This is a genomic window from Breoghania sp. (assembly GCF_963674635.1).
Taxonomy (GTDB): domain Bacteria; phylum Pseudomonadota; class Alphaproteobacteria; order Rhizobiales; family Stappiaceae; genus Breoghania.
The window spans coordinates 3,232,657-3,254,325 of sequence record NZ_OY771475.1 but is presented as its reverse complement, the minus strand read 5'-3'; the positions used below and the strand labels follow the sequence as shown (position 1 = coordinate 3,254,325).

Genomic DNA, 21,669 nt, shown 5'->3' with positions numbered 1-21,669 from the left:
TCGGAGCGGTGGGACACGCGCTTACCCGCGTCGTGCCCGGAAAAGACGTTCAAAGTCCTCAGGCAGCAGCCTTCCGGATCTTGCGCTCGCGCTGGATGATCTCCGATGCGAGCCGCAAATAGGCCTGGCTGCCGGGGCACTTCAAATCATAAAGCAAAACCGGCTTGCCGTAAGACGGCGCTTCAGACACGCGCACATTGCGCGGAATGACGGTCTCATAAACCGCCTCGCCCATGGTTTCGCGCACATCGGCCACAACCTGCGCCGACAGATTGTTCCGGCTGTCATACATGGTCAGAACGATGCCATGGATGGTCAGCTCGGCATTCAGCGCATGCTTGACCTGCTCCACCGTTCCCAGAAGCTGGCTCAGACCTTCCAGCGCGAAGAACTCGCACTGCAAGGGCACCAGAATGGAATGGGAGGCGCTGAGCGCATTGATCGTGAGAAGATTGAGCGACGGCGGGCAATCGACAAGGATATAGCTGAAATCCCGGCGCTCGTTGTCGGCAACATAGTCGGCAATGGCGTTGCGCAGCCGGAACGCGCGATCCTTGGTGTCCGCGATCTCAAGCTCCAGACCAAGAAGATCCATCGTCGAGGGCGCAACCCACAGCCGCGGCACGGCTGTCTCGTGGATCGCTTCCTTCAGCGTGGCATCGCCATAGAGCACCTCATAGGTCGAGATTTCACGCTGGGACCTGTCAATGCCCAGCCCTGTCGACGCATTGCCCTGCGGATCGAGATCGATGACCAGCACGCGCTCGCCAATGGCCGCCAGGGCCGTTCCGAGATTGATTGCGGTTGTCGTCTTGCCGACCCCGCCCTTCTGGTTTGCGAGCGAGAGCACACGCGGAGACTTAGGAAGCACGCTCATGCGAAAAACACCCTCGCTTCAATATCCATTAGGTTAAGGGGTCGATACGTCCGACTTCGAGGACAACGCTCTGCGGATCGATGAGACTTTTATGTTCTACCAGATCCAGGTCCCAGGTGTGAGACGCTTTAGCGATCTCAGACGCGGATTCCCGCCCTTTGTGGAAAAAGGCCCGGGCGCCCTTGGCCACGAAAGGTTGCGCATAGCCGCAAAGCAGGTCGAGGCTGGCGAGCGCGCGGGCCGAAACCCCTTCGATATGCCCGTCTGTCTCCTCGTCCCACTGCTCCGTAACGGCTTCGATTCGAACCGCATGAACCTTTGCCGGGATCGCCGTTTCGCGGATGACCGTGCGCAAAAACGCCCCCTTGCGCTGGTTGCTTTCCACCAGATGAACCATAGCGCCCGGCGTTTCCGCAAGAAGGATCGCCGTCACCAGGCCCGGAAACCCCGCACCCGATCCGAAATCGATCCAGTGGTGGATATCCGGGGAAAGGCTGTGAATTTGCGCGCTGTCGACCACATGACGAAGCCAGACCTGGGACAGCGTCGAGGGCGCCACGAGATTCTGCGCCTTCTGCCAGCGCCGCAAGAGCCCCACATAGGCGATCAGGCGTTCGCGCGTTTCACGTGAAACAGAGAAATAGTGATCCAAGACCTCCGGGCCGTCATTCATCGCCTCAGGCTGCTGCACCGCGTGTCCCCGTTTTCCTAGCCGCGCCATCGCGCTTGATATGCGCCAGAATGAGCGTCAGCGCCGCCGGCGTGATCCCATCGATCCGCCCGGCCTGCGCAAGCGTTTCCGGCCGCACCGTTTCCAGCTTGTGCCGAAGCTCGTTGGAGAGCCCGGCGAGAAGCCCATAATCGAACCCATCGGGAATGGCGAGCCCCTCCTCCCGCCTGAGCGCGGCGATATCGGATTCCTGCCGGTCGAGATAGACCGAATAGGTCGCATCGATTTCAACCTGCTCCGCTACCGCCGGCGCAAGGGTCGCAAGCTCCGGCCAGATCGCCGCAAGCCGCTTCAGATCGATCGAGGTGTAGGAAAGAAGATCGAAGGCCGTGCGCCGGATCCCATCCTGGTTGATTTCAAGACCATGCCGCCGCGCTTCCGCCGGGGAGAGACAAAGCTCTCTCACCATCTTTCGCGCCTGCTCCAGCGCCTCGGTTTTCGTTTCGAAAGCGACTCGACGCACCTGGCCGACGCAACCGAAGGCAATCCCCAGCGGCGTCAACCTTTGATCGGCATTGTCTGCCCGAAGGGTCAGCCGGTACTCCGCGCGCGACGTGAACATGCGATAGGGCTCAGAGATACCACGCGTGACCAGATCGTCCACCATGACGCCGATATAGCCGTCCGCGCGCCCGATGGTCACCTCATCCCCGCCCCCGACCCGAAGGGCCGCATTCACGCCCGCCAGAAGCCCCTGCGCGCCTGCTTCCTCATAACCCGTCGTGCCGTTGATCTGCCCCGCGAGAAACAGACCAGTGATCTTCTTGGTCTCAAGCGACCGGGTCAGCTCCCGCGGATCCACATGATCATATTCGATGGCATAGCCCGGGCGGATGATCCGCACAGCCTCAAGCCCCGGAATGGTCTTCAGGAAGCTCTCCTGAACGTCCTCCGGCAGCGAGGTCGAGATCCCATTCGGATAGATGGTCGGGTCGTCGAGGCCCTCCGGCTCCAGAAAGATCTGATGCCCGTCCCGGTCCCCGAACCGCATGATCTTGTCTTCGATGGAAGGACAATAGCGCGGGCCCGTGGACTTGATGTTCCCGGAATACATCGCCGAGCGATGCACGTTTTCCCGGATCACCGCATGGGTCTGCGGCGTCGTGCGCGTGATGAAACACGGAACTTGCGGCGTGGTAATCGCCTCAGTCAGCGTGGAGAAAGGCACCGGATCCTCATCGCCGGGCTGCGCGTCAAGCTGCGCCCAGTCGATGGTCCGCCCGTCAAGACGCGCCGGGGTTCCCGTCTTGAGACGCCCCAGCTCAAAGCCCGCCCGCGCGAGCGTATCGGACAGACCGATCGCGGGCTTCTCGCCCACCCGTCCCGCCGGGGTCTGTGTGTCGCCGATATGAATGAGACCCTTCAGGAAGGTGCCCGTCGTCAGGACAACCGAACCGCATCCGAATCGACGCCCGTCCGTGGTAATCACGCCCTGGACGCGCCCGTCCACGATCTCCAGATCGTCCGCCTCGCCTTCGATCACGCTGAGATTCGCGGTGGCCTCAATCGCGGCCTGCATGGCCTCGCGATAGAGCTTCCGGTCTGCCTGCGCACGCGGGCCGCGCACAGCGGGGCCCTTGCGCCGGTTGAGCATCCGAAACTGGATACCGGCGGCATCCGCCACGCGGCCCATCAAGCCGTCGAGCGCATCGATCTCCCGAACAAGATGCCCCTTTCCCAGCCCGCCGATTGCGGGGTTGCAGGACATCACGCCGATTGTATCCCGGCGGTGGGTCAGGAGTGCGGTCATGGCGCCCATGCGCGCAGCCGCGGCCGCGGCTTCACAGCCGGCATGGCCGCCCCCGATTACGATAACGTCGAAATTCGTCATGGCTCTTGCAGCACCAATCTTCACGCCGTCCACGCCCGCGCGCCCTGGCGGACCGGTTATCCAAAAGTGTCGGGATGAATTGATTGCCTTTCCATACCCCAAGGTGGAGGTCGGGTCAAAAGGAACGGAGCGAAATGAGGACCGAGGGTTTTCCCCAAGAGGCGGGATCGGTACGGGAGCGAATCAACCCCTTGTTAAGGGTGTTTCACGTGAAACATCCCCAGTGATTCAAATTCAATCCACAGCCCGTGAACATCATTTCCCGATGCAGAAATCGCGGAAGATCACGTCCAGGAGATCCTCTACATCCGTCTTGCCGACGATCCGTGCAAGCCCGTCGCTGGCCAGCCTCAGGTCTTCGGCCCGCAACTCAAGGGGGCGTTGTTCCCCTTCCAGCGAACGATCCAGACCCTCAAGACACCGCATCAACCCGTCGCGATGCCGCGCCCGCGTCAGCACCGGAGCTTCCATCTGCCCGATCGTATCGGCTGCGAATCCCTCAAGTCGCGCCAGAAGTTCATCGAGCCCACCGGGGCTGCGCACCGAGCAGGCGATTTCCCCCGCACCAATCGGCGTCGTGCTTGTGTCCGACTTCGAGGCGATCGGCCATACCGGGCAGTTTCCTAGCCCATCTGGGAGCGGCTCGCGGGCCTCGCCTGCCGTACCAAGCCAGAGGATGAGATCCGCCTCTCCTGCCCTTGCCAGAGCGCGCCTGATCCCTTCCCGCTCGACGAGCCCCACCCCCTCCTCGCGCAAGCCCGCCGTATCGATCAGCGTCAGCGGATAACCGCCGAGATCGAGATGAACCTCGATGATGTCGCGCGTGGTTCCGGCTTCCTCGGTGACGATGGCGACATCGCGGCGCGCAAGCGCATTCAGGAGGCTGGACTTCCCGGCATTGGGCGGCCCCAGCAAGATCACATGCAAGCCGGACCGCAAGCGTTCGCCGCGCCGATTGTCCGCCAGATGCGCGCGCATTTCATCACGGATCCGAATCACATCAGCCCAGATCGTATCGCCCACCGAACCGGGGACATCTTCCTCGTCCGCGAAATCGAGCTCTGCCTCGATCATGGCGCGGCTGCGCACCAGCACAGCGCGCCATCCCTCATAGAGACGTCCAAGTTCGCCGCCCATCTGGCGCAGAGCCTGTCTGCGCTGGGCTTCCGTATCCGCATGGATGAGATCGCCCAGGCCTTCGATCTCCGTCAGGTCCAGCCGACCGGCCTCAAAAGCCCTGCGGGTAAAGTCACCCGGCCCGGCCGGCGTCAGGCCATCGAAACGCTCAAGGGCCCGCAACACGGACGCCACGACGGCTCTGCCACCATGCAGATGGAGCTCCGCGACATCCTCACCGGTGAAACTCGCGGGGCTGGGGAAAAACAGGACCAACGCCTCATCGAGAACCTCGCCATCGGAGGGATCACGCAGGCGGCGCAAGCTTGCATAGCGCGCCTTTGGGAGTGAACCGCACAGCGTTTCGACGACGAATCGAGCGTGAGGTCCAGAGAGGCGAACAACCGCCACACCGGAGGGAACCGTGCCGCTCGAAAGGGCATAGATCGTTTCATCCCGCGTCATCGCACCTGTGATCCATATTCCGGGACCCGGTGCCGCGCGTTGCACCGCTTCGGTCGCCTTATGTTGAAGACTTCGGGGATAACCCTATTTGCAGGGAAACCCAAGCCACCGTTTCAAGGCTTCCCCCTTTCGTCGACTGCAGGGACCGACAGACAATAGCCATGGCCACCAATCACCTCGCGAACGAGACCAGCCCGTATCTCCTCCAGCACAAGGACAACCCGGTTCACTGGCGGCCCTGGAACGCGGCGGCGCTCGGGGAGGCGCGCAAGAGCGGAAAGCCAATCCTTCTTTCCGTCGGCTATGCGGCCTGTCACTGGTGCCATGTGATGGCGCATGAAAGTTTCGAAGACGACTCGGTGGCCGAGGTCATCAATGCTCATTTCATACCGATCAAGGTCGATCGGGAGGAACGCCCGGACATCGACCAGATCTACATGAACGCGCTTCATGCCCTCGGCCAACAGGGTGGCTGGCCGCTGACCATGTTCCTGACACCGGACGCGGAGCCGTTCTGGGGCGGAACCTACTTTCCCAAGGAAAGCCGATGGGGCCGCCCCGGTTTTATCGACGTGCTGAACCAGATCGCGCGTATCCATGAAAAGGAACCGAAGAAGGTCTCCTCCAATGCGAGCGCGCTCATGGAAATCCTGCAAAAGACCAGCGCATCGGAGCCGAGCCCGCACACCCTCTCCCCCTCCCTGTTTGCAAAGGCATCGCAGCGCCTTCTCTCGGTCATGGATCCGCTGAACGGAGGCACCCAGGGCGCGCCGAAGTTCCCCCAAGCCCCCTTGCTGGAACTTCTCTGGCGCGCGGGGGCCCATGGGGCGGATCCTCACTTTCACGAAGCCGTTTTGACGACGCTGGAGCGGGTCTGCAATGGCGGGATCTATGATCACCTGGGGGGCGGGTTTGCGCGCTATGCGGTCGATGAAAGCTGGCTCGTGCCGCATTTCGAGAAAATGCTCTACGACAATGCTCAGTTGGTCTCACTGCTCTGCGAAGCCTTTGTCGCCATGCGCAATGACCTGTTCCGTATCCGAATCGAAGAGACGATTGACTGGTTGGCTCGCGAAATGCGCATCGAGGGCGGGGCTTTCTGCGCCTCGCTCGATGCCGACAGCGAAGGCGAGGAAGGCCGCTTCTATATCTGGCAGCCAGAAGAGATCGCAGAAATTCTGGGCGCCACCGATTTTCAGATCTTCGCCAAAGCCTATGACGTGACCCCGGACGGCAACTGGGAAGGCAAGGTGATCTTCAACCGTCTTGGTCGCCGCTCCTTCCAGGACAGCGAGCTGGAAGAACGGCTCACCGAGATGCGGGCAAAGCTCCTCAAGGCGCGAAGCGACCGTATCCGTCCCGGGCTCGATGACAAGGTCCTTGCCGACTGGAACGGCTTGATGATCGCAGCCCTTGCGCGTGCATCGCAGGTCTTCGCGCGCACCGACTGGCTGGAGCTCGCAAAGGGAGCGTTCCGTTTCATCACCGAATCGATGATGCAAAACGGTCGCTTCGGACATTCCTGGCGTGAGGGGCGTCTGACCCTGCCAGGCCAGGCTGGCGACTATGCGAACATGATCAAGGCCGCCCTCGCGTTGCACCGGGTGACAGGCGAGGAAACCTATCTCGCCGTGTCGCAGGACTGGGAAGAGATCTTTGCCCGCCACTATTGGGACCGCGACAGCGGTGGATATTTCCTCACTGCCGATGATGCCGATGATCTGATCGTCCGCCCCCGCAACGCCATTGACGAGGCCACCCCCAATGCCAATGGCGTCATGGCGGGCAATCTTCAGGAGCTCTGGCATCTGACGGGGGATCCCGTCTATCGCGATCGCTGCGATGCGATCCTGACGACCTTCACCGCCCAGGTTCTCCAGAACGCGTTTTCAGGCGCCAGTCTCCTGAGCGCCTTCGATGCCCGCATTCACGCCCGCCAGCTTGTGCTGATCTCCGGCGGTGGGGAAGACGATCCATTCGCCGATCTGATGCGCCACGTGGAGAGCTATAATCTCACCGTCCTCCGCCTTGCGCCGGATGCACCGGCTCTGCCTGCCGGACATCCGGCGGCGGGAAAGACCGCTCAGGCGCCCGGCAAGCCAACCGCCTATCTGTGTGAGGGGGAAACCTGCTCCCTGCCCTTCACGGACAGGGAAAGCCTCCTGGAAGCTCTCAGGAAGCCGAGGCGAGCCCCGCACCTGTCTGCCTGAGCCAGGTGTCACGGGATAGCGAGCAAAGCCTGTGGGTGCGCAAATGGGGCATGCTTTCCGGCACCGCTGGATGATCGAACAAACGCTCTTCGCGCATTCCAAGTCGCTGCATCACGGCAAACGACCGGGCATTCTCCAGCACGGTGAAAGCGACGATCTCGTCAAGTCCGATGGTTTCGAACCCGAATCCAAGCCAGGCGCGCGCCGCCTCGCTCGCATATCCCTTGCCCCAGGCCCAACGCGCCAGTCGCCAGCCGATCTCGATACAGGGCTCGAACTCTTGCGGCGTTGCAAAGACCGGGCGGTTCAATCCGACAAATCCGATAAAGCGGCCGCTTGCCTTTTCCTCAACCGGCATGAAACTGAACCCGTTGACGGTGGTGCGCTCCATCATCCTGTCGATGAGATCGGCACTCTCCTCGATGGTCAGTTTCTTCAAGAGATAGGTCATGACCTCAGGGTCGGCATTGAGCGCGGCAAACGGCTCCAGATCCGCCTCGCGCCATCCGCGCAGGATCAGCCGCTCCGTCTCCATCCGAAAACCGGGATCGCGACAGTCGGTTGTAGTCATTTCAGTCATCCAGGATTTGTACCGCATCCGAATCCAATGATTCACGTGAAACAAAAACGCGCCGAAGTGTCCCTCCGGCGCGTTCAAATACGTTTCACGTGAATCGTCAGTCAAAAGTCGATCAGCCTTCCAGCTGACCGCAATCAGGTGTTCATGCTGTCGAAGAAGTCCTGATTGCTCTTGGTCTGGCGAAGCTTGTCGAGCAGGAACTCGATGGCATCCGTCGTCCCCATCGGATTGAGGATCCGGCGCAGCACATACATCTTCTTGAGCTCCTGCGGCGCGACGAGAAGCTCTTCCTTGCGGGTACCGGAACGCTGAATGTCGATCGCCGGGAAGACACGCTTGTCCGCGGCCTTGCGGTCCAGGATGATTTCAGAGTTACCCGTGCCCTTGAATTCTTCGAAGATAACCTCGTCCATGCGCGAGCCGGTATCGATCAGCGCGGTCGCGATGATTGTCAGCGACCCACCCTCTTCGATGTTTCGCGCGGCACCGAAGAAGCGCTTGGGACGCTGCAAGGCGTTCGCATCGACACCACCGGTCAGGACCTTGCCCGAGGACGGCACCACGGTGTTGTAGGCACGGCCCAGACGCGTGATGGAATCCAGAAGGATCACCACGTCGCGACCGTGCTCGACCAGACGCTTGGCCTTCTCGATCACCATTTCCGCAACCTGCACGTGGCGGGCTGCCGGTTCATCAAAGGTGGAGGAAACCACTTCGCCATCGACCGTGCGCTGCATGTCCGTGACTTCTTCCGGACGTTCATCGATCAGCAGAACGATGAGATAGCATTCAGAATGGTTCGTGGTGATGGCGCGCGCGATGTTCTGGAGGAACATCGTTTTACCTGTACGCGGCGGCGCGGTGATGAGCGCACGCTGGCCCTTGCCAAGCGGCGCGACCAGATCGATCACCCGGGGGGAAAGATCCTTGATGGTCGGATTTTCGACTTCCATCCGGAAGCGTTCTTCCGGGTAGAGCGGCGTCAGATTGTCGAAGTGAATCTTGTGGCGCGTCTTTTCCGGATCTTCGAAATTGATCGAGTTGACCTTGAGAAGCGCGAAGTAGCGCTCGCCTTCCTTCGGCGAGCGGATCTGGCCTTCGACGGTATCACCGGTGCGCAGCGAAAAGCGCCGGATCTGCGAAGGCGAGACGTAAATGTCGTCCGGGCCTGGCAGATAATTCGCATCCGGTGAACGCAGAAAGCCGAAACCGTCCTGCAATACCTCGACAACACCTTCGCCAATAATGATGACGTCCTGCATTGCCAGCTGCTTGAGAATGGCGAACATCAGTTCCTGCTTCCGCAGCGTACTGGCGTTCTCGACTTCAAGCTCTTCGGCAAAACCGAGCAGCTCGGTAGGCGTTTTGGATTTTAAATCCTGAAGTTTCATTTCCCGCATGGGCTGGATCTTGGTCCGCATTGACGCCGGCAGGGGATGGGACACGCCGGCTTGATACATGAAAACGATTTCGGGGGCAGCAGATCTTATCGCGACTTTGGAAAACGCCGCTTTGGCGCCTCAAGTTAAAAACGCCGGACGCCTGTCTGCATTTTGTGGGGTACCGCGAACATAATCATTTTTGGTCTGGCATTACAAGGGGGCGAACCCCTCCCATGCCAATTCGTCGCAACTGCATCCAGGGATTCGATTTGAAATTTCAATGTCCATTTGAAGTTAAACTGGCAAAAATGCGGAACCCTTCCTTAGAAGGGCCTCAATATCACCAGGATAACAACTACAACCATGATCAGTGTCGGTATCTCGTTGATCATCCGGAAGTATCTTTCCGAATGTTTATTTCGGTCTGCCGCAAACTCCTTCAAACGTTTGCCAAGCATGAAATGAAATATAGTCAGCAATATGACAAATAAAAGTTTGGCATGAAACCAACCATCTCTAAAGTAATCCCATTCCACAGCGATAACAAGACCACATATCCAGGCGACGACCATAGCCGGATTCATGATCGCCTTGTAGAGACGCCGCTCCATTATCTTGAAGGTCTCTGACTTGTCCGAACCGGGCTCCGCTTGCACGTGATAGACCATCAGACGCGGCAGATAGAACAGACCTGCCATCCACGAGATGACAGCCATGATGTGGATAGCCTTGACCCAGAGCACCGGATTTCTCCTCCGACAGTTGCAAGCTCTCAGCTGAAATGGCGATTCAGACCGGCAAAACGGCCTGAATCGCGCAAATCAGCGATCATGCGGATCGATCCACAGGATGCTCGATCCGCGGACGAATGCGATCAGACCGGATCTGCCGCGCTGCGCACCCGGTTCACCATCTGCTCCACATGAGCGACCGGCGTCTGGGGAACGATGCCATGGCCGAGGTTGAAGACCAGCGGCCCTCCACCCAGTCCGTTCAAAACCGCATCCACGCCTTCATCGAGGGCGCGGCCACCGGCAACGAGCCGCATCGGATCGAGATTTCCCTGAACCGGAAGGCTCGCCTGAACCGAGCGCGCCAGATCGAGCGGCGCGGTCCAGTCGAGCCCGACCGCTGTCACACCCGTACGCTCCGCAAAGCCCTTCAGTCGCCCGATGGAGCCTTTCGGAAAGCCGATGATCTTCGCCCCCGGCTTCACCGCGCGCACCTTCTCCACGATCCGCCGCGTCGGCTCCACACACCACCGCTCAAAGCCCGCATCGTCGAGAACCCCGGCCCAGGTGTCGAAAATCTGCAAGGCGTCGGCGCCCGCATCGAGCTGACGGATCAGATAGGCGGCGGAGGCCTCCACCAGCATGTCGATCCAGATCTGGAAGGTCTCAGGATCGCTGTAGGCGCCGATACGGGCCGCTGTCTGCTCCGGGGTGGAGTGACCGGCCACGGAATAGCACGCAACGGTCCAGGGAGCCCCGCAGAAGCCCAGTAGCGTTGTCTGGGCGGGGAGCTCCGCTCTCAAGCGCTGAAGGATCTCCATGACCGGCGAGAGATGCGCCTCGGCCCTGTCCGGGTTCAAGCCGCCCAGGATTTCGCGAGACAGCGGCTCCAGGACCGGTCCGCGCCCTTCCTCGAAGGTGACCGGATATCCGAGCGCGTCTGGCACGACGAAAATGTCGGAAAACAGGATGCTCGCATCAAAGCCGAACCGCCGAATGGGCTGGAGCGTCACCTCGACCGCCAGATCCACATCATAGCAAAACTTCAGGAAGTCCTTCTGCTTGGCTCGGGTCTCGCGATATTCGGGTAGATAGCGGCCTGCCTGGCGCATCATCCAGACGGGAGGCGGCCAGAGCCTCTCTCCTGAGAGCACCCGCATGACGGCGCGTTCTTCGGATCGCATGCCTTCGTCCCTTTTCCCACCAAATCCCTTATCAATGAATCTAGATATGAGATTTGTTTTTTAGGTTTGTGTGTGGATTGCCGTGATTACGATCCGTCCACAATTATCCGATCGGTTATTCCGCGCACAGGGGGGATTGGGGAGAGATTTGGACAGGCAGCCACAACTCTGACACACGGCTTAAACGAACCTTAAGGATTCCGGGCTTGTTAACGGTTCGTTAACGAATTGGGCGCTGTGCATAAATCTCGAAAAGGGAGTCGGTAACTCGTGAGCGACATGCGAAATCCACGATTCCGGAAAACCCCTTCCGGGAATTATCCCAAATGGCGATCGCTGTTGATGAAATAAGTGATATGGGCATGATGAAAGGGTCCTTTCGCAAAGGAGGCAGATTCATGCCCGCTCGTACACAGGGAAAGACCTCGTCTGGGGATGAAAGCGTGGGTGACCCGCGTAGCTACTTCCATCTACACCTGATTTCGGATTCCACCGGCGAAACCCTGATGACGGTGGCGCGCGCCGCTCTCGCGCAATATGACAATATTCAGCCGATCGAACATGTCTATCCGCTGGTGCGCTCCGATCGCCAGCTTGACCGGGTCCTGGCCGAGATCGAGGCCGCCCCGGGCATTGTTCTCTATACCCTGATGATCGATGAGCAGGTCCAGCGCCTGGAACGGATCTGCCTCAAGCACGGCGTTCCGTGCGTAAATATCCTCGATCCGGTCTTCGCCGTCTTCCAGTCCTATCTGAAGGTGGAGGAAACGCGCCGGGTCGGTGGCCAGCATGCGCTGGATGCGGACTATTTCAACCGCATCGACGCCATGCACTACACCATGCTTCATGATGACGGCCAGGTGCCGGAGGGGCTGGACGACGCGGATGTCATTCTTATCGGCATCAGCCGCACCTCCAAGACGCCGACCTGTATCTATCTCGCCAATCGCGGCATCAAGGCCGCCAATATTCCGGTCGTGCCGGAAGTCCCCATCACCCCTCTTCTCTTCGAGGTTCGCCGTCCCCTTGTGGTCGGGCTTGTGGCCAGCGCCGAGCGCATTCTTCAGGTTCGGCAGAACCGGCTCCTGTCGCTCAACGCCATCGGCCAGAATGAACGCTACGTGGATCGTCAGGCGATCTCCGAAGAAATCAGTTTCATGCGCAGGCTCTGTGGTCAGAACGACTGGCCCGTCATCGACGTGACCCGCCGTTCCATCGAGGAAACGGCGGCCGCGATCATGTCCTTGATGAAGGAACGCAAGAAACTTCCCAGCCAGGTCGGCGAATAGCCGGCCCCAGCCCGCCATTGTCGGCCCAGGAAACCGGAGATCCCGCCTTGTCCAAGCTTGTCCTTGCCAGCGCCAGTCCCTGGCGCGCTTCCATGTTGCGCGATGCCGGGCTGGAACTCACCGCCGAGGCCGCCAGGATCGACGAACGCGCCGTCGATGCGCCCTTGCGCAAGGCGCGGCTTGCGCCGGAAGACGTCGCGCTCGTTCTGGCCGAAGCCAAGGCCGCCGATGTGTCCGCGCGCCATCCGGGCGCGTTGGTGATCGGGGCCGATCAGGTTTTGGAATTCGAAGGCGAGATGTTCAACAAGCCGGAAACGATGGAAGAGGCGCGCGACAATCTTTTTGCGTTGCGCGGCGCACCCCATCATCTGCGCTCCGCCATCGTGTGCGTGAGAGACGGCAAGCCGGTCTGGCGTCATGTCGCCACCGCCACCTTGACCATGCGGCATTTCACGCCGGAATTTCTCGGCCACTATCTGGCGGAGATCGGGGAAAACGCCCTGAAGAGCGTCGGCTCCTATCAGATCGAAGGCAGAGGCATCCAGCTCTTTGAAAAGATCGAGGGCGACTATTTCACCATCATCGGCCTGCCCCTGATGCCGCTGCTCGGGTTTCTGCGCGGCGAAGGGATAATCGAAACTTGACCCTGCGTGGTGTATAGGGCTTCAAAACCAAGACCGGTCGAAAACCGGGACGGGCGCGCAGGACGGCCCGGCAGATGGGTACGTCAGGGGGACAAAATGACAAGCGAGCCGCGCGCCGCGGTGATCGGGTGGCCGGTTGAGCATTCCCGCTCGCCGCTCATCCATGGGCACTGGCTGAAAACCCTGAACCTTGCAGGCTCCTATGAACGACGCGCCGTTGCGCCGGACGCGGCGGAGAGCTTTTTCAGGTCTTTTGCCGAGAGCGGTCTGATCGGTGGCAATGTCACCATCCCCCACAAGGAGACCGCCTTTGCCTGCTGTGACGAGGTTGATGAAACGGCCCGTGCGCTGGGCGCCGTGAACACGCTTGTCCTGGAAAACGGTCGCCTTCTCGGCAGCAACACCGATGGGCTGGGTTTTCTGAACTCACTCGACCACAGTGCACCGAACTGGGATAAGAGCGGGGAAAAAGGCGGAAAATCGGCCGTTGTTCTGGGAGCCGGTGGCGCGGCGCGCGCCATCATCTGGGCGCTTCTTGCGCGCGGTCTCACCGTTCATCTCTTCAACCGCACCCGCGCCCGCGCAGACGCTCTGGCCGATCATTTCGGAAGCGGAGTCCATGTGCACGGACCGGAGGAAATGGCGGCGATGCTGGAAGGCGCCTCGCTGCTCGTCAACACGACATCCGCCGGCATGGGCGGCAATCCCGCCCTCGATATCGACCTTTCGCCGCTGCCCGGCAACGCCGTTGTCACCGATATTGTCTACAGCCCTCTCATGACCCCCTTGCTCCTTCTGGCAAGAGAGCGTGGGCTGGTGACAGTGGACGGTCTTGGCATGTTGCTTCATCAGGCGGTTCCGGGGTTCGAACTCTGGTTCAAAAGGCGCCCGCAAGTCACAAGCGAGCTGCGTCGCCTGGTATTGGCCGATATGGGCCTTGCGCAGGACCCGTCGAAGGACCCGATTGCTGCGCGGGAAAGCACCCGGGAGGTGGGTCAATGATCGTGGTCGGGCTCACCGGATCCATAGGCATGGGCAAGTCGACGACCGGCAGGCTTTTCGCTGAAGCGGGCATTCCGGTCTATGACGCCGACGAATGCGTCCATAGGCTCTATTCGGGCAAGGCGGCCCCGCTGATCGAGGACGCCTTTCCCGGAACGGTGAAAGACGGCACCGTCGATCGCAATGAGCTTGCCCGTCACGTGATGGGAAAGCCGGAGGCCCTGGCGCGGCTTGAGGCGATCATTCATCCATTGGTGCGTGAAATGCGCGAGACGTTTCTGGCGCAGGCTCGCCAAAACCGCGCGCATGTCGCGATCCTTGACGTGCCGCTTCTATTCGAGACCGGAAGCGAAGCCCGCGTGGATGTGGTGGTGTTGGTGACCACCTCGCCGCAGATCCAGCGCGAACGGGTGTTGAACCGCCCCGATATGACACCGGAAAAACTCGATGCGATCCTTGAACGGCAGATGCCGGATGCCGAAAAACGCCTGCGCTCGCATTTCCTGGTGGAGACGGGCAAGGGCGTGGATCTGGCCCGCCGCCGCGTGGCGGCAATCCTGCGCGCCATGGCGGCGATCGGCGCTCCCGTGCGCAGCCATTCTGAAATCAGTGGCCCGACGATGGGCCAGGCGACGGCGGATCGGGCCACAGCAAGCCGTGCAATGGGGGGATAACCCCGCCATCGCGCTTGCTGGGGCGCGCTTTGGAGGCGAGAATCCCCCATTGCGCCTCGCGGAAGGAGATGCGCGCCTCTTGGCGGCGCCGCCTGCCGCACGCCGTTGACCAGCTTGGAAAATCCGAAAGACCATCATGCGTGAGATCGTGCTCGATACCGAAACCACCGGCCTCAATCCGCGTGGCGGCGACCGTCTGGTGGAAATCGGCGGCGTGGAGCTCGTCAATCACATCCCTTCCGGCCAGATCTACCACGTCTATATCAACCCCGAACGCGACATGCCCGAAGAGGCCTACAACGTTCACGGGCTTTCGGAGGAATTCCTGAAGGACAAGCCGGTCTTTGCCGGTGTGGCGCAGGAATTCTACGATTTCGTCGGCGATGCGACGCTGGTGATCCACAACGCCGCCTTCGACATGGGCTTCATCAACATGGAGCTTGAGCGCTTCGGTCTGCCGATCATCGGCAATGAACAGGTGCTCGACACGCTGGCCCTTGCCCGCCGCCGTCATCCGGCAGGCCCCAATTCGCTCGATGCACTGTGTTCGCGATATGGCATCGACAATTCGCGCCGCACAAAGCATGGCGCGCTCCTCGATGCGGAGCTGCTGGCGGAAGTCTATATCGAGCTGATCGGCGGCAAGCAGTCCTCGCTCGGCCTTGTCTCCGCCTCAAGCGAACACGAAGAAGGCGGAAGCGGCCCGAGCGTCGGCGGCCGCTCCATTCAGCCCCGTCCTACGCCCCTGCCCTCGCGCCTTACCGAAGCGGAGATGGAGGCGCATGCCAAATTCGTCGCCAAGCTCGGCGACGAGGCCGTCTGGCGGCAATATATCGAAATCGAGGCCAAGGGCTGAGACAGCTTTGCGCCAAATCGATCCGGACCGAATTGATCCGAAAACGAAAAAGGGGCGCTTTGCGCCCCTTTGCCATTCTGGACTGCCGATCACAGCATCGATGGTAGAACCCTGTCCGGCGGACGGTGGCCGTCCATGAAGGTGCGGATATTGATGATGACCTTCTCGCCCATATCGATGCGGCCTTCGATCGTGGCCGATCCCATATGCGGCAGCAACACCACCTTTTCCGACTTCAGAAGCTTGGGATTGACCGCCGGTTCACGCTCGAACACGTCAAGCCCGGCGCCTGCCAGGTCGCCCGCCTCGATCATGCGCGTCAAGGCGGCTTCGTCGATCACCTCGCCGCGCGCGGTGTTGACCAGATAGGCCTCTGGCTTCATCAGCTTCAGCCGACGTGCGGACAGGAGGTGGAAGGTCGCCGGCGTGTGCGGGCAATGAACCGAAATGACGTCCATGCGGGCGAGCATCTGATCGAGGCTGTCCCAATAGGTCGCCTCAAGCTGGTCCTCGATCTTGGTGGGGACGCGGCGGCGGTTGTGATAGTGGATCGACATGCCGAAGGCCTTGGCGCGGCGCGCGACGGCCTGACCGATTCGGCCCATGCCGACAATGCCCAGGCGCTTGCCCCAGATCCGGCGGCCCAGCATCCAGGTTGGCGACCAGCCCTGCCACTCGCCTCTTTCCAGCGCCTTCATGCCTTCCGCCAGACGGCGCGGTACGGCGAGGATCAGCGCCATGGTCATGTCTGCTGTGTCTTCCGTCAGCACGCCCGGCGTGTTGGTAACCGTGATGCCGCGATTGTTCGCCGTATTCACGTCGATATTATCGATACCATTGCCGAAATTCGCGATAAGGCGCAGATTCGGGCCCGCCTGGGATAAAACGGCAGCGTCGATCTTGTCCGTTACGGTGGGAACGAGCACGTCGGCCGTCTTGACGGCTTCCACCAGTTCGGCCTGGCTCATGGGCCGGTCGCTGTCATTCAGGCGCGTGTCAAAAAGCTCGCGCATACGGGTCTCGACAACATCCGGCAATGTCCGGGTGACGACGACAAGGGGTTTCTTGATGGACATTGCGGTCCTCGCCTAGGGCAGTTCGTTGAGGGGTCCTTAACCGTAATCGTCGCATTGTGCCACCGAGCGGCCTCGGCCTCGACTTGATGCTTCCATACCAGATGGCAGGGAAGAAACAAGCCGAACCAACCACCGCCGCGGCCCGACGCGCATATTACGTGACCCGCGCTAGCGCCCGCTGCGTAACATCGGCGGGATTCGTATAAGACCGTAGCGTCCTCAAGTGGGTGTCTTCAAGCTGAACAATGCATTGAAGCATCCGATTAGACACATGGATTACGGACGTCGAAGCCATATGAACCGAAAACTGTCAAAGCCGCACCGTTTCCGCGCCATTGCGCGCGGTCTGTTTGCGCTTACGTTGCTGGTCTCGATCAGCGTCTGCGTAAGGGGCGATGCCATCGCCCAGGGAACGACCGAGGGCGCCAGCGGGCTTCCCGTTCCCCGCTTCGTGAGCCTCAAGTCGGACCGGGTGAACGTGCGCCGCGGGCCGGGGCGCGACCATGAGGTCGTATGGACATTCGTGCGCGCCGGTCTTCCGCTCGAAATCGTGCAGGAATTCGAGAACTGGCGTCGCATCCGCGACTGGGAAGGCAGCGAAGGCTGGGTTTTCCATTCGCTCCTGTCCGGGCGTCGCACCGCCCTGGTGAAGCCCTGGGAGAAGTCGGGCACCGTGCCGCTGCGCGCCAGCCCGAACTCCAATGCCGCCGTCATCGGCGAGCTTGAACCCAATGTGCTGGCCTCCGTTGCCGAATGTGGCAAGGGCTTCTGCCGGCTTTCGGGGCAGGACTGGGCCGGCTGGGTCGACCAGACCCTGCTTTTCGGGGTCTATCCCGACGAGACCTTCGATTGATCCGATCGATCCGGCATTCGCCGTACCGGTCGAGCCGAACAGAAAAACGGCCCCGTGGCAGACTGCCCGGGGCCGTTTTCGTTTGACTGGATTTTCTTCGTTGCCCCGGATTTTCCGGGCGCGCGTCTACTCGGCGGTGGCTTTCGCCTGTTCCTTCAGCGCATCGAGACGCGGCATGGAAACGATGTTGTAGCCGCTGTCGACGAAATGCACTTCGCCGGTCACCCCGGAAGAGAGATCCGACAGCAGGTAGACGCCGGTTCCCCCCACCTCGTCAATGGTGACGGTACGCTGAAGCGGGGAATGCTCGCGCTGATAGTTGAACATCAGACGCGCATCGGCGACACCGGCACCCGCCAGCGTCCGCACCGGACCGGCGGAGATTGCGTTGACGCGGATGTTGTGCGGGCCGTAATCCATCGCCAGATAGCGCACGGAGGATTCCAGCGCCGCCTTGGCCACGCCCATCACGTTGTAATTCGGCATGACGCGCGTGGAGCCACCATAGGTCAGCGTGACGATGGAGCCGCCATCGGGCATCAGGGCCGCGGCGCGCTTGGTGATTTCGGTGAAGGAGAAGCAGGAAATCACCATCGTGCGGGAGAAATTCTCGCGCGTGGTGTCCGCATAAAGCCCCTTCAGCTCGTTCTTGTCGGAAAAACCGATCGCGTGGACGAGGAAATCGATGGTGCCCCATTCTTCCTTCAGCTTGGCGAAGACGGCGTCGACGGAGGCGATGTCTTCCACGTCGCAGGGGATGAGCAGGTCGGCCCCGATGGAATCTGCCAGCGGCTTCACGCGTCGCCCGAAGGCTTCGCCCTGATAGGTGAATGCCAGTTCCGCACCCTGACCCGCCAGGGCCTTCGCAATGCCCCAGGCGATCGAGTGATCATTGGCGACACCCATGACCAGGCCGCGCTTGCCCTTCATCAAACCGGTCATGCGACCTCTCCTTATCGAATTCAGATGGTTGCCGCGCCGCCGGGAAGGTCGCGCGTCGCAAACCGGACTGTTGCATAAAATTCGGGCGGCCAGTTCGGCCGCCCGGGATTACCGCGTCAAGGCGGAAATTTCATGCCTGACGTCAGGCGTGTTCAATATCAGGCGTCGGGGCGCTTGAAAACAAGCGTGGCGTTGGTGCCGCCGAAACCGAAGCCGTTTGAAAGAACGCAGTTGATATCCGCGTTGTCGATCCGCTCGCGCACGATCGGCAGATCGGCGAAATCCGGGTCGATTTCCTCGATATGCGCCGACTTTGCGATGAAGTTGTTCTGCATCATCAGGATCGAGTAGATCGCTTCCTGCACGCCAGCCGCACCCAGCGAATGGCCGGTCAGCGACTTGGTTGCGGAGATCGGCGGGATCTTGTCGCCGAAAACCGCGCGGATCGCCTCGATTTCCTTGATGTCGCCAACCACCGTGGAGGTGGCATGCGGGTTGATGTAGTCAACCGGGCAATCGACATTGGCCAGCGCCAGTTTCATGCAGCGTGCCGCGCCCTCGCCCGACGGGGCCACCATGTCGTAGCCGTCGGAGGTTGCGCCGTAGCCGACGATTTCGGCGTAGATCTTCGCGCCGCGCGCCTTGGCGCGTTCATATTCCTCAAGCACCAGAACGCCCGCGCCGCCGGCGATGACGAAGCCGTCGCGGTTGGCGTCATAGGCGCGCGAGGCGGTTGAGGGCGTGTCATTGTGCTTGGACGACATCGCGCCCATGGCGTCGAAGAGGACCGAGAGCGTCCAGTCGAGTTCTTCGCCGCCACCGGCGAAGACCACGTCCTGCTTGCCCCACTGGATCAGCTCGGCTGCGTTGCCGATACAGATGTTGGTGGTCGCACAGGCCGCCGAGATCGAATAGTTCACGCCGTGGATCTTGAAGGGCGTGGCCAGCGTCGCGGAGTTGGTGGAGGACATCGCCTTGGGAACGGCGGTCGGGCCGATGCGGCGCGGGCCCTTCTGACGGGCAATATCGGCCGCCTCCACGATGGCCTTTGTCGACGGGCCGCCGGAGCCCATGATCAGGCCGGTGCGCTCGTTGGTGATGTCGCTTTCCTCAAGCCCGGCATCCTCGATCGCCTGCTGCATGGCGATGTAGTTCCAGGCGGCGCCGGCGCCCATGAAGCGGGTCGTGCGCCGGTCGAGCGCTTCCGCCGGATCGAGCGTCGGCGCGCCATGGACCTGGCAGCGGAAGCCGAGCTTCTCGTAGTCTTCGGCGAACACGATGCCCGACTTGGCGTCACGAAGGCTCGTCAGAACTTCCTGCGTCGTATTGCCGATCGACGACACGATGCCCATTCCGGTGACGACCACACGCCTCATGGCGGTCTCCTCAATCTTGTTTCGTTCCGTTTCGTGCCAACACACATGGGGTGCAGGCGACCGTAAACAATTGCTGATGGCTTATTATTGCGCCAGAACGGCTGTTGCGCCGTGGTAAAAATACGCAATTCGTCCGAAAGGGGCGCGACGGATTCCCGCGCCCTTCGTGTTCTGTCGCCGGATTTACGTGACCTGTCCGGGGGCGATCGGTCGCAAGCGGGCCGATCAGCTCTGGAACAAGCCGACCTTGAGGTCAGACGCGCGATAGATCTCTTCGCCGTCGGCCTTCACCCAGCCATTGGCGATGCCGAGGACGAGCTTGGAGCGCATGACGCGCTTCAGATCCACGCCGTATTCGATTTCCTTGACGTCCGGCGTCACCATCCCGGTGAACTTCACTTCGCCCACGGCGAGCGCGCGGCCGCGACCGGGAGAGCCGAGCCATCCGAGGTGAAAACCGACCATTTGCCACAAAGCGTCGAGGCCGAGGCAGCCCGGCATCACCGGATCGCCCTTGAAGTGACAGGGGAAAAACCACAGGTCCGGCTTGATGGCCAGCGTGGCACGCACGCAACCCTTGCCGAACTCACCGCCGTCTTCGCTGATCTCGGTGATCTTGTCGAACATCAGCATCGGCGGAAGCGGCAGCTGCGCGTTGCCCGCGCCGAAAAGTTCGCCGCGCCCGCAGGCGAGAAGGTCTTCATAGTCGTAACTTGAGGCGCGTTCCTGCATTCCGATCCCGCATTGTTGTTGTGGCGAAGTCTCGGTGTCTTTCAGTGAGACCTGCCGGAAGGCTTGCTCCCGGATAAACCCTGGACTTGCCAGTTGAAGTCCATGATCGGACCCGAGGTCCATTGGGACGCACAGGGCGATCATGCCGACATTCGCCGCTTCGAATAATGGCGCCTTCCTAACACAGGAGTACCAGCTTCGAAAGAGCGAGGATTGTCGTGATCCCGATCCGCCCCCGCGCCATGCCGCGCGGCGGAATCCGGACAATTGCGGAGCTCGCGCGGGACCCCTGTCCAGGGTGCGGCAATTCAGTCTAGTTGCGAAAGGTTCGCAGATTTCCTATTATCTAGACTAATGTGAAGCTGGCGATCATGTCCTGTGCGGGGCTGATGGAACGAAAGACGCCCCTTTTCGTCTTTCCGGACTGTTTCCGCGCAATTCGGCGAAAAGCCAGTCGAGTGGTCGTGTGTCGAGTGCGATGTTTCCGAAATCGTGTTCCACGCGGCGTAAACTGTGGCAGCTGCCCTTCCGGGGGTCAGCTAATGAATGGCAGCTTTGAAATCATCATGGCCGACCACGCAATGGACCTTCATACGCCTCATTCGCGGCACAGCGTTCGCGACATGCTGCGTGACGCCGGACTTCGGCCCACCCGCCAGCGCCTTGCCCTGGCGGAGCTTCTGTTTTCGAAGGGCAATCGCCATATTTCGGCGGAGCTTCTTCACGAAGAGGCTGTTCTGGCCCGTGTCCCCGTTTCGCTTGCGACGGTCTACAACACCCTGCATCAGTTCACCGAGGCAGGCATGTTGCGCGAAGTCGCGGTCGAAGGGACCAAGACCTATTTCGACACCAATGTCGGCGATCACCATCACTTCTTCATCGAGGGTGAAAACCGCGTGGTCGACATCCCCGGTCCCAGTGTGTCGGTCGAAGGCCTTCCCATTGCGCCCGAAGGCATGGAAATCGTGCGTGTGGATGTCGTCGTGCGTCTGCGTCGCAAGGACGCCTGATCGGGAAAATGGCGCGGCAACCTGCCGCGTTTTTCCTTTGGCTTTCAAATTGAAAACCTGTGGATAATTGCGGGCGTGGTTCGGTTCGAACCATGATGCCCGCTTTTGG

Annotated in this window: 20 protein-coding genes; 8 read left to right on the top strand and 12 right to left on the bottom strand. The window is 61.0% G+C overall.

Annotated features, from left to right (window positions below; genetic code table 11):
* Nucleotides 1-58: 58 nt before the first annotated feature.
* The 4 genes from ABGM93_RS14140 to mnmE form a co-directional block, all read right to left on the bottom strand.
* Nucleotides 59-877, bottom strand: coding sequence for a ParA family protein (locus ABGM93_RS14140; RefSeq protein WP_319774751.1), 819 nt, complete (start codon nt 875-877; stop codon nt 59-61).
* Nucleotides 878-905: 28 nt separating this feature from the next.
* Nucleotides 906-1,550, bottom strand: coding sequence for a 16S rRNA (guanine(527)-N(7))-methyltransferase RsmG (gene rsmG / locus ABGM93_RS14135; protein WP_321334711.1), 645 nt, complete (start codon nt 1,548-1,550; stop codon nt 906-908).
* 4 nt (nt 1,551-1,554) lie between these two features.
* Complete coding sequence (gene mnmG, locus ABGM93_RS14130) at nt 1,555-3,438, bottom strand: tRNA uridine-5-carboxymethylaminomethyl(34) synthesis enzyme MnmG (protein WP_321500472.1); 1,884 nt, start codon at nt 3,436-3,438, stop codon at nt 1,555-1,557.
* 255 nt (nt 3,439-3,693) lie between these two features.
* Complete coding sequence (gene mnmE / locus ABGM93_RS14125; RefSeq protein WP_321500470.1) at nt 3,694-5,019, bottom strand: tRNA uridine-5-carboxymethylaminomethyl(34) synthesis GTPase MnmE; 1,326 nt, start codon at nt 5,017-5,019, stop codon at nt 3,694-3,696.
* Between the two features lie 161 nt (nt 5,020-5,180).
* On the opposite strand from mnmE, the gene ABGM93_RS14120 reads away from it, so the two are divergent.
* Entirely contained in the window at nt 5,181-7,229 is a 2,049-nt protein-coding gene (locus ABGM93_RS14120; RefSeq protein WP_321500468.1) for a thioredoxin domain-containing protein, read from the top strand.
* On the opposite strand, the gene ABGM93_RS14115 is transcribed toward ABGM93_RS14120, so the two are convergent.
* The 4 genes from ABGM93_RS14115 to hemE form a co-directional block, all read right to left on the bottom strand.
* Nucleotides 7,192-7,800, bottom strand: a complete 609-nt coding sequence (locus ABGM93_RS14115) for a GNAT family N-acetyltransferase (RefSeq protein ID WP_321500467.1) — start codon at nt 7,798-7,800, stop codon at nt 7,192-7,194. The genes ABGM93_RS14120 and ABGM93_RS14115 overlap by 38 nt on opposite strands.
* A gap of 143 nt (nt 7,801-7,943) precedes the next feature.
* Nucleotides 7,944-9,209, bottom strand: a complete 1,266-nt coding sequence (rho, locus tag ABGM93_RS14110) for a transcription termination factor Rho (protein ID WP_321500465.1) — start codon at nt 9,207-9,209, stop codon at nt 7,944-7,946.
* A 305-nt stretch (nt 9,210-9,514) separates the two neighbouring features.
* On the bottom strand, nt 9,515-9,907 hold the full coding sequence (gene hemJ / locus ABGM93_RS14105; protein ID WP_321505908.1) for a protoporphyrinogen oxidase HemJ: 393 nt from the start codon (nt 9,905-9,907) through the stop codon (nt 9,515-9,517).
* Between the two features lie 158 nt (nt 9,908-10,065).
* Nucleotides 10,066-11,106: a uroporphyrinogen decarboxylase gene (gene hemE / locus ABGM93_RS14100; RefSeq protein WP_321500463.1), complete on the bottom strand. Its 1,041-nt coding sequence runs from the start codon at nt 11,104-11,106 to the stop codon at nt 10,066-10,068.
* Between the two features lie 398 nt (nt 11,107-11,504).
* Between hemE and ABGM93_RS14095 the strand changes: the two genes are divergently transcribed.
* From ABGM93_RS14095 to dnaQ, 5 genes are all read left to right on the top strand, one after another.
* A complete protein-coding gene (locus tag ABGM93_RS14095; RefSeq protein WP_321500461.1) occupies nt 11,505-12,395 on the top strand; it encodes a pyruvate, water dikinase regulatory protein in 891 nt (296 codons plus the stop codon).
* Between the two features lie 92 nt (nt 12,396-12,487).
* The gene (locus tag ABGM93_RS14090) at nt 12,488-13,039 is read left to right on the top strand and encodes a Maf family protein (protein WP_321505906.1); all 552 of its coding nucleotides are present in this window, start codon (nt 12,488-12,490) and stop codon (nt 13,037-13,039) included.
* 96 nt (nt 13,040-13,135) lie between these two features.
* Nucleotides 13,136-14,041, top strand: a complete 906-nt coding sequence (locus ABGM93_RS14085; protein ID WP_321500459.1) for a shikimate dehydrogenase — start codon at nt 13,136-13,138, stop codon at nt 14,039-14,041.
* A complete protein-coding gene (gene coaE, locus ABGM93_RS14080) occupies nt 14,038-14,715 on the top strand; it encodes a dephospho-CoA kinase (protein WP_321500458.1) in 678 nt (225 codons plus the stop codon). The genes ABGM93_RS14085 and coaE overlap by 4 nt, the downstream gene beginning before the upstream one ends.
* A 136-nt stretch (nt 14,716-14,851) precedes the next feature.
* Complete coding sequence (dnaQ, locus tag ABGM93_RS14075; protein WP_321500456.1) at nt 14,852-15,571, top strand: DNA polymerase III subunit epsilon; 720 nt, start codon at nt 14,852-14,854, stop codon at nt 15,569-15,571.
* Nucleotides 15,572-15,660: 89 nt separating this feature from the next.
* On the opposite strand, the gene ABGM93_RS14070 is transcribed toward dnaQ, so the two are convergent.
* Nucleotides 15,661-16,647: a D-glycerate dehydrogenase gene (locus ABGM93_RS14070; RefSeq protein ID WP_321500453.1), complete on the bottom strand. Its 987-nt coding sequence runs from the start codon at nt 16,645-16,647 to the stop codon at nt 15,661-15,663.
* 295 nt (nt 16,648-16,942) lie between these two features.
* Here ABGM93_RS14070 and ABGM93_RS14065 point away from each other — a divergent pair, with 295 nt between their 5' ends.
* Nucleotides 16,943-17,500 carry an SH3 domain-containing protein gene (locus ABGM93_RS14065; RefSeq protein ID WP_321500451.1) on the top strand — a complete coding sequence of 186 codons (558 nt, stop codon included), beginning with the start codon at nt 16,943-16,945 and terminating at the stop codon, nt 17,498-17,500.
* Nucleotides 17,501-17,626: 126 nt separating this feature from the next.
* On the opposite strand, the gene fabI is transcribed toward ABGM93_RS14065, so the two are convergent.
* The 3 genes from fabI to fabA all read right to left on the bottom strand — a co-directional run bounded on the left by fabI (nt 17,627) and on the right by fabA (nt 20,550).
* Nucleotides 17,627-18,442: an enoyl-ACP reductase FabI gene (gene fabI, locus ABGM93_RS14060; protein ID WP_321500443.1), complete on the bottom strand. Its 816-nt coding sequence runs from the start codon at nt 18,440-18,442 to the stop codon at nt 17,627-17,629.
* A gap of 158 nt (nt 18,443-18,600) precedes the next feature.
* Nucleotides 18,601-19,818, bottom strand: a complete 1,218-nt coding sequence (fabB, locus tag ABGM93_RS14055) for a beta-ketoacyl-ACP synthase I (RefSeq protein WP_321500440.1) — start codon at nt 19,816-19,818, stop codon at nt 18,601-18,603.
* A gap of 225 nt (nt 19,819-20,043) precedes the next feature.
* Nucleotides 20,044-20,550, bottom strand: a complete 507-nt coding sequence (gene fabA / locus ABGM93_RS14050; RefSeq protein ID WP_321500437.1) for a 3-hydroxyacyl-[acyl-carrier-protein] dehydratase FabA — start codon at nt 20,548-20,550, stop codon at nt 20,044-20,046.
* 566 nt (nt 20,551-21,116) lie between these two features.
* On the opposite strand from fabA, the gene irrA reads away from it, so the two are divergent.
* Nucleotides 21,117-21,560 (top strand): iron response transcriptional regulator IrrA, encoded by a 444-nt coding sequence (gene irrA, locus ABGM93_RS14045; protein WP_319774767.1) that lies wholly within the window; start codon nt 21,117-21,119, stop codon nt 21,558-21,560.
* Nucleotides 21,561-21,669: the final 109 nt, after the last annotated feature.

Coding starts and splice junctions, on each gene's coding strand:
- ABGM93_RS14140 (WP_319774751.1), bottom strand. CDS start 877: ATGAGCGTGCTTCCTAAGTCTCCGCGTGTGCTCTCGCTCGCAAACCAG.
- rsmG (WP_321334711.1), bottom strand. CDS start 1,550: ATGAATGACGGCCCGGAGGTCTTGGATCACTATTTCTCTGTTTCACGT.
- mnmG (WP_321500472.1), bottom strand. CDS start 3,438: ATGACGAATTTCGACGTTATCGTAATCGGGGGCGGCCATGCCGGCTGT.
- mnmE (WP_321500470.1), bottom strand. CDS start 5,019: ATGACGCGGGATGAAACGATCTATGCCCTTTCGAGCGGCACGGTTCCC.
- ABGM93_RS14120 (WP_321500468.1), top strand. CDS start 5,181: ATGGCCACCAATCACCTCGCGAACGAGACCAGCCCGTATCTCCTCCAG.
- ABGM93_RS14115 (WP_321500467.1), bottom strand. CDS start 7,800: ATGACTACAACCGACTGTCGCGATCCCGGTTTTCGGATGGAGACGGAG.
- rho (WP_321500465.1), bottom strand. CDS start 9,209: ATGCGGGAAATGAAACTTCAGGATTTAAAATCCAAAACGCCTACCGAG.
- hemJ (WP_321505908.1), bottom strand. CDS start 9,907: ATGGCTGTCATCTCGTGGATGGCAGGTCTGTTCTATCTGCCGCGTCTG.
- hemE (WP_321500463.1), bottom strand. CDS start 11,106: ATGCGATCCGAAGAACGCGCCGTCATGCGGGTGCTCTCAGGAGAGAGG.
- ABGM93_RS14095 (WP_321500461.1), top strand. CDS start 11,505: ATGCCCGCTCGTACACAGGGAAAGACCTCGTCTGGGGATGAAAGCGTG.
- ABGM93_RS14090 (WP_321505906.1), top strand. CDS start 12,488: ATGTTGCGCGATGCCGGGCTGGAACTCACCGCCGAGGCCGCCAGGATC.
- ABGM93_RS14085 (WP_321500459.1), top strand. CDS start 13,136: ATGACAAGCGAGCCGCGCGCCGCGGTGATCGGGTGGCCGGTTGAGCAT.
- coaE (WP_321500458.1), top strand. CDS start 14,038: ATGATCGTGGTCGGGCTCACCGGATCCATAGGCATGGGCAAGTCGACG.
- dnaQ (WP_321500456.1), top strand. CDS start 14,852: ATGCGTGAGATCGTGCTCGATACCGAAACCACCGGCCTCAATCCGCGT.
- ABGM93_RS14070 (WP_321500453.1), bottom strand. CDS start 16,647: ATGTCCATCAAGAAACCCCTTGTCGTCGTCACCCGGACATTGCCGGAT.
- ABGM93_RS14065 (WP_321500451.1), top strand. CDS start 16,943: ATGAACCGAAAACTGTCAAAGCCGCACCGTTTCCGCGCCATTGCGCGC.
- fabI (WP_321500443.1), bottom strand. CDS start 18,442: ATGACCGGTTTGATGAAGGGCAAGCGCGGCCTGGTCATGGGTGTCGCC.
- fabB (WP_321500440.1), bottom strand. CDS start 19,818: ATGAGGCGTGTGGTCGTCACCGGAATGGGCATCGTGTCGTCGATCGGC.
- fabA (WP_321500437.1), bottom strand. CDS start 20,550: ATGCAGGAACGCGCCTCAAGTTACGACTATGAAGACCTTCTCGCCTGC.
- irrA (WP_319774767.1), top strand. CDS start 21,117: ATGGCCGACCACGCAATGGACCTTCATACGCCTCATTCGCGGCACAGC.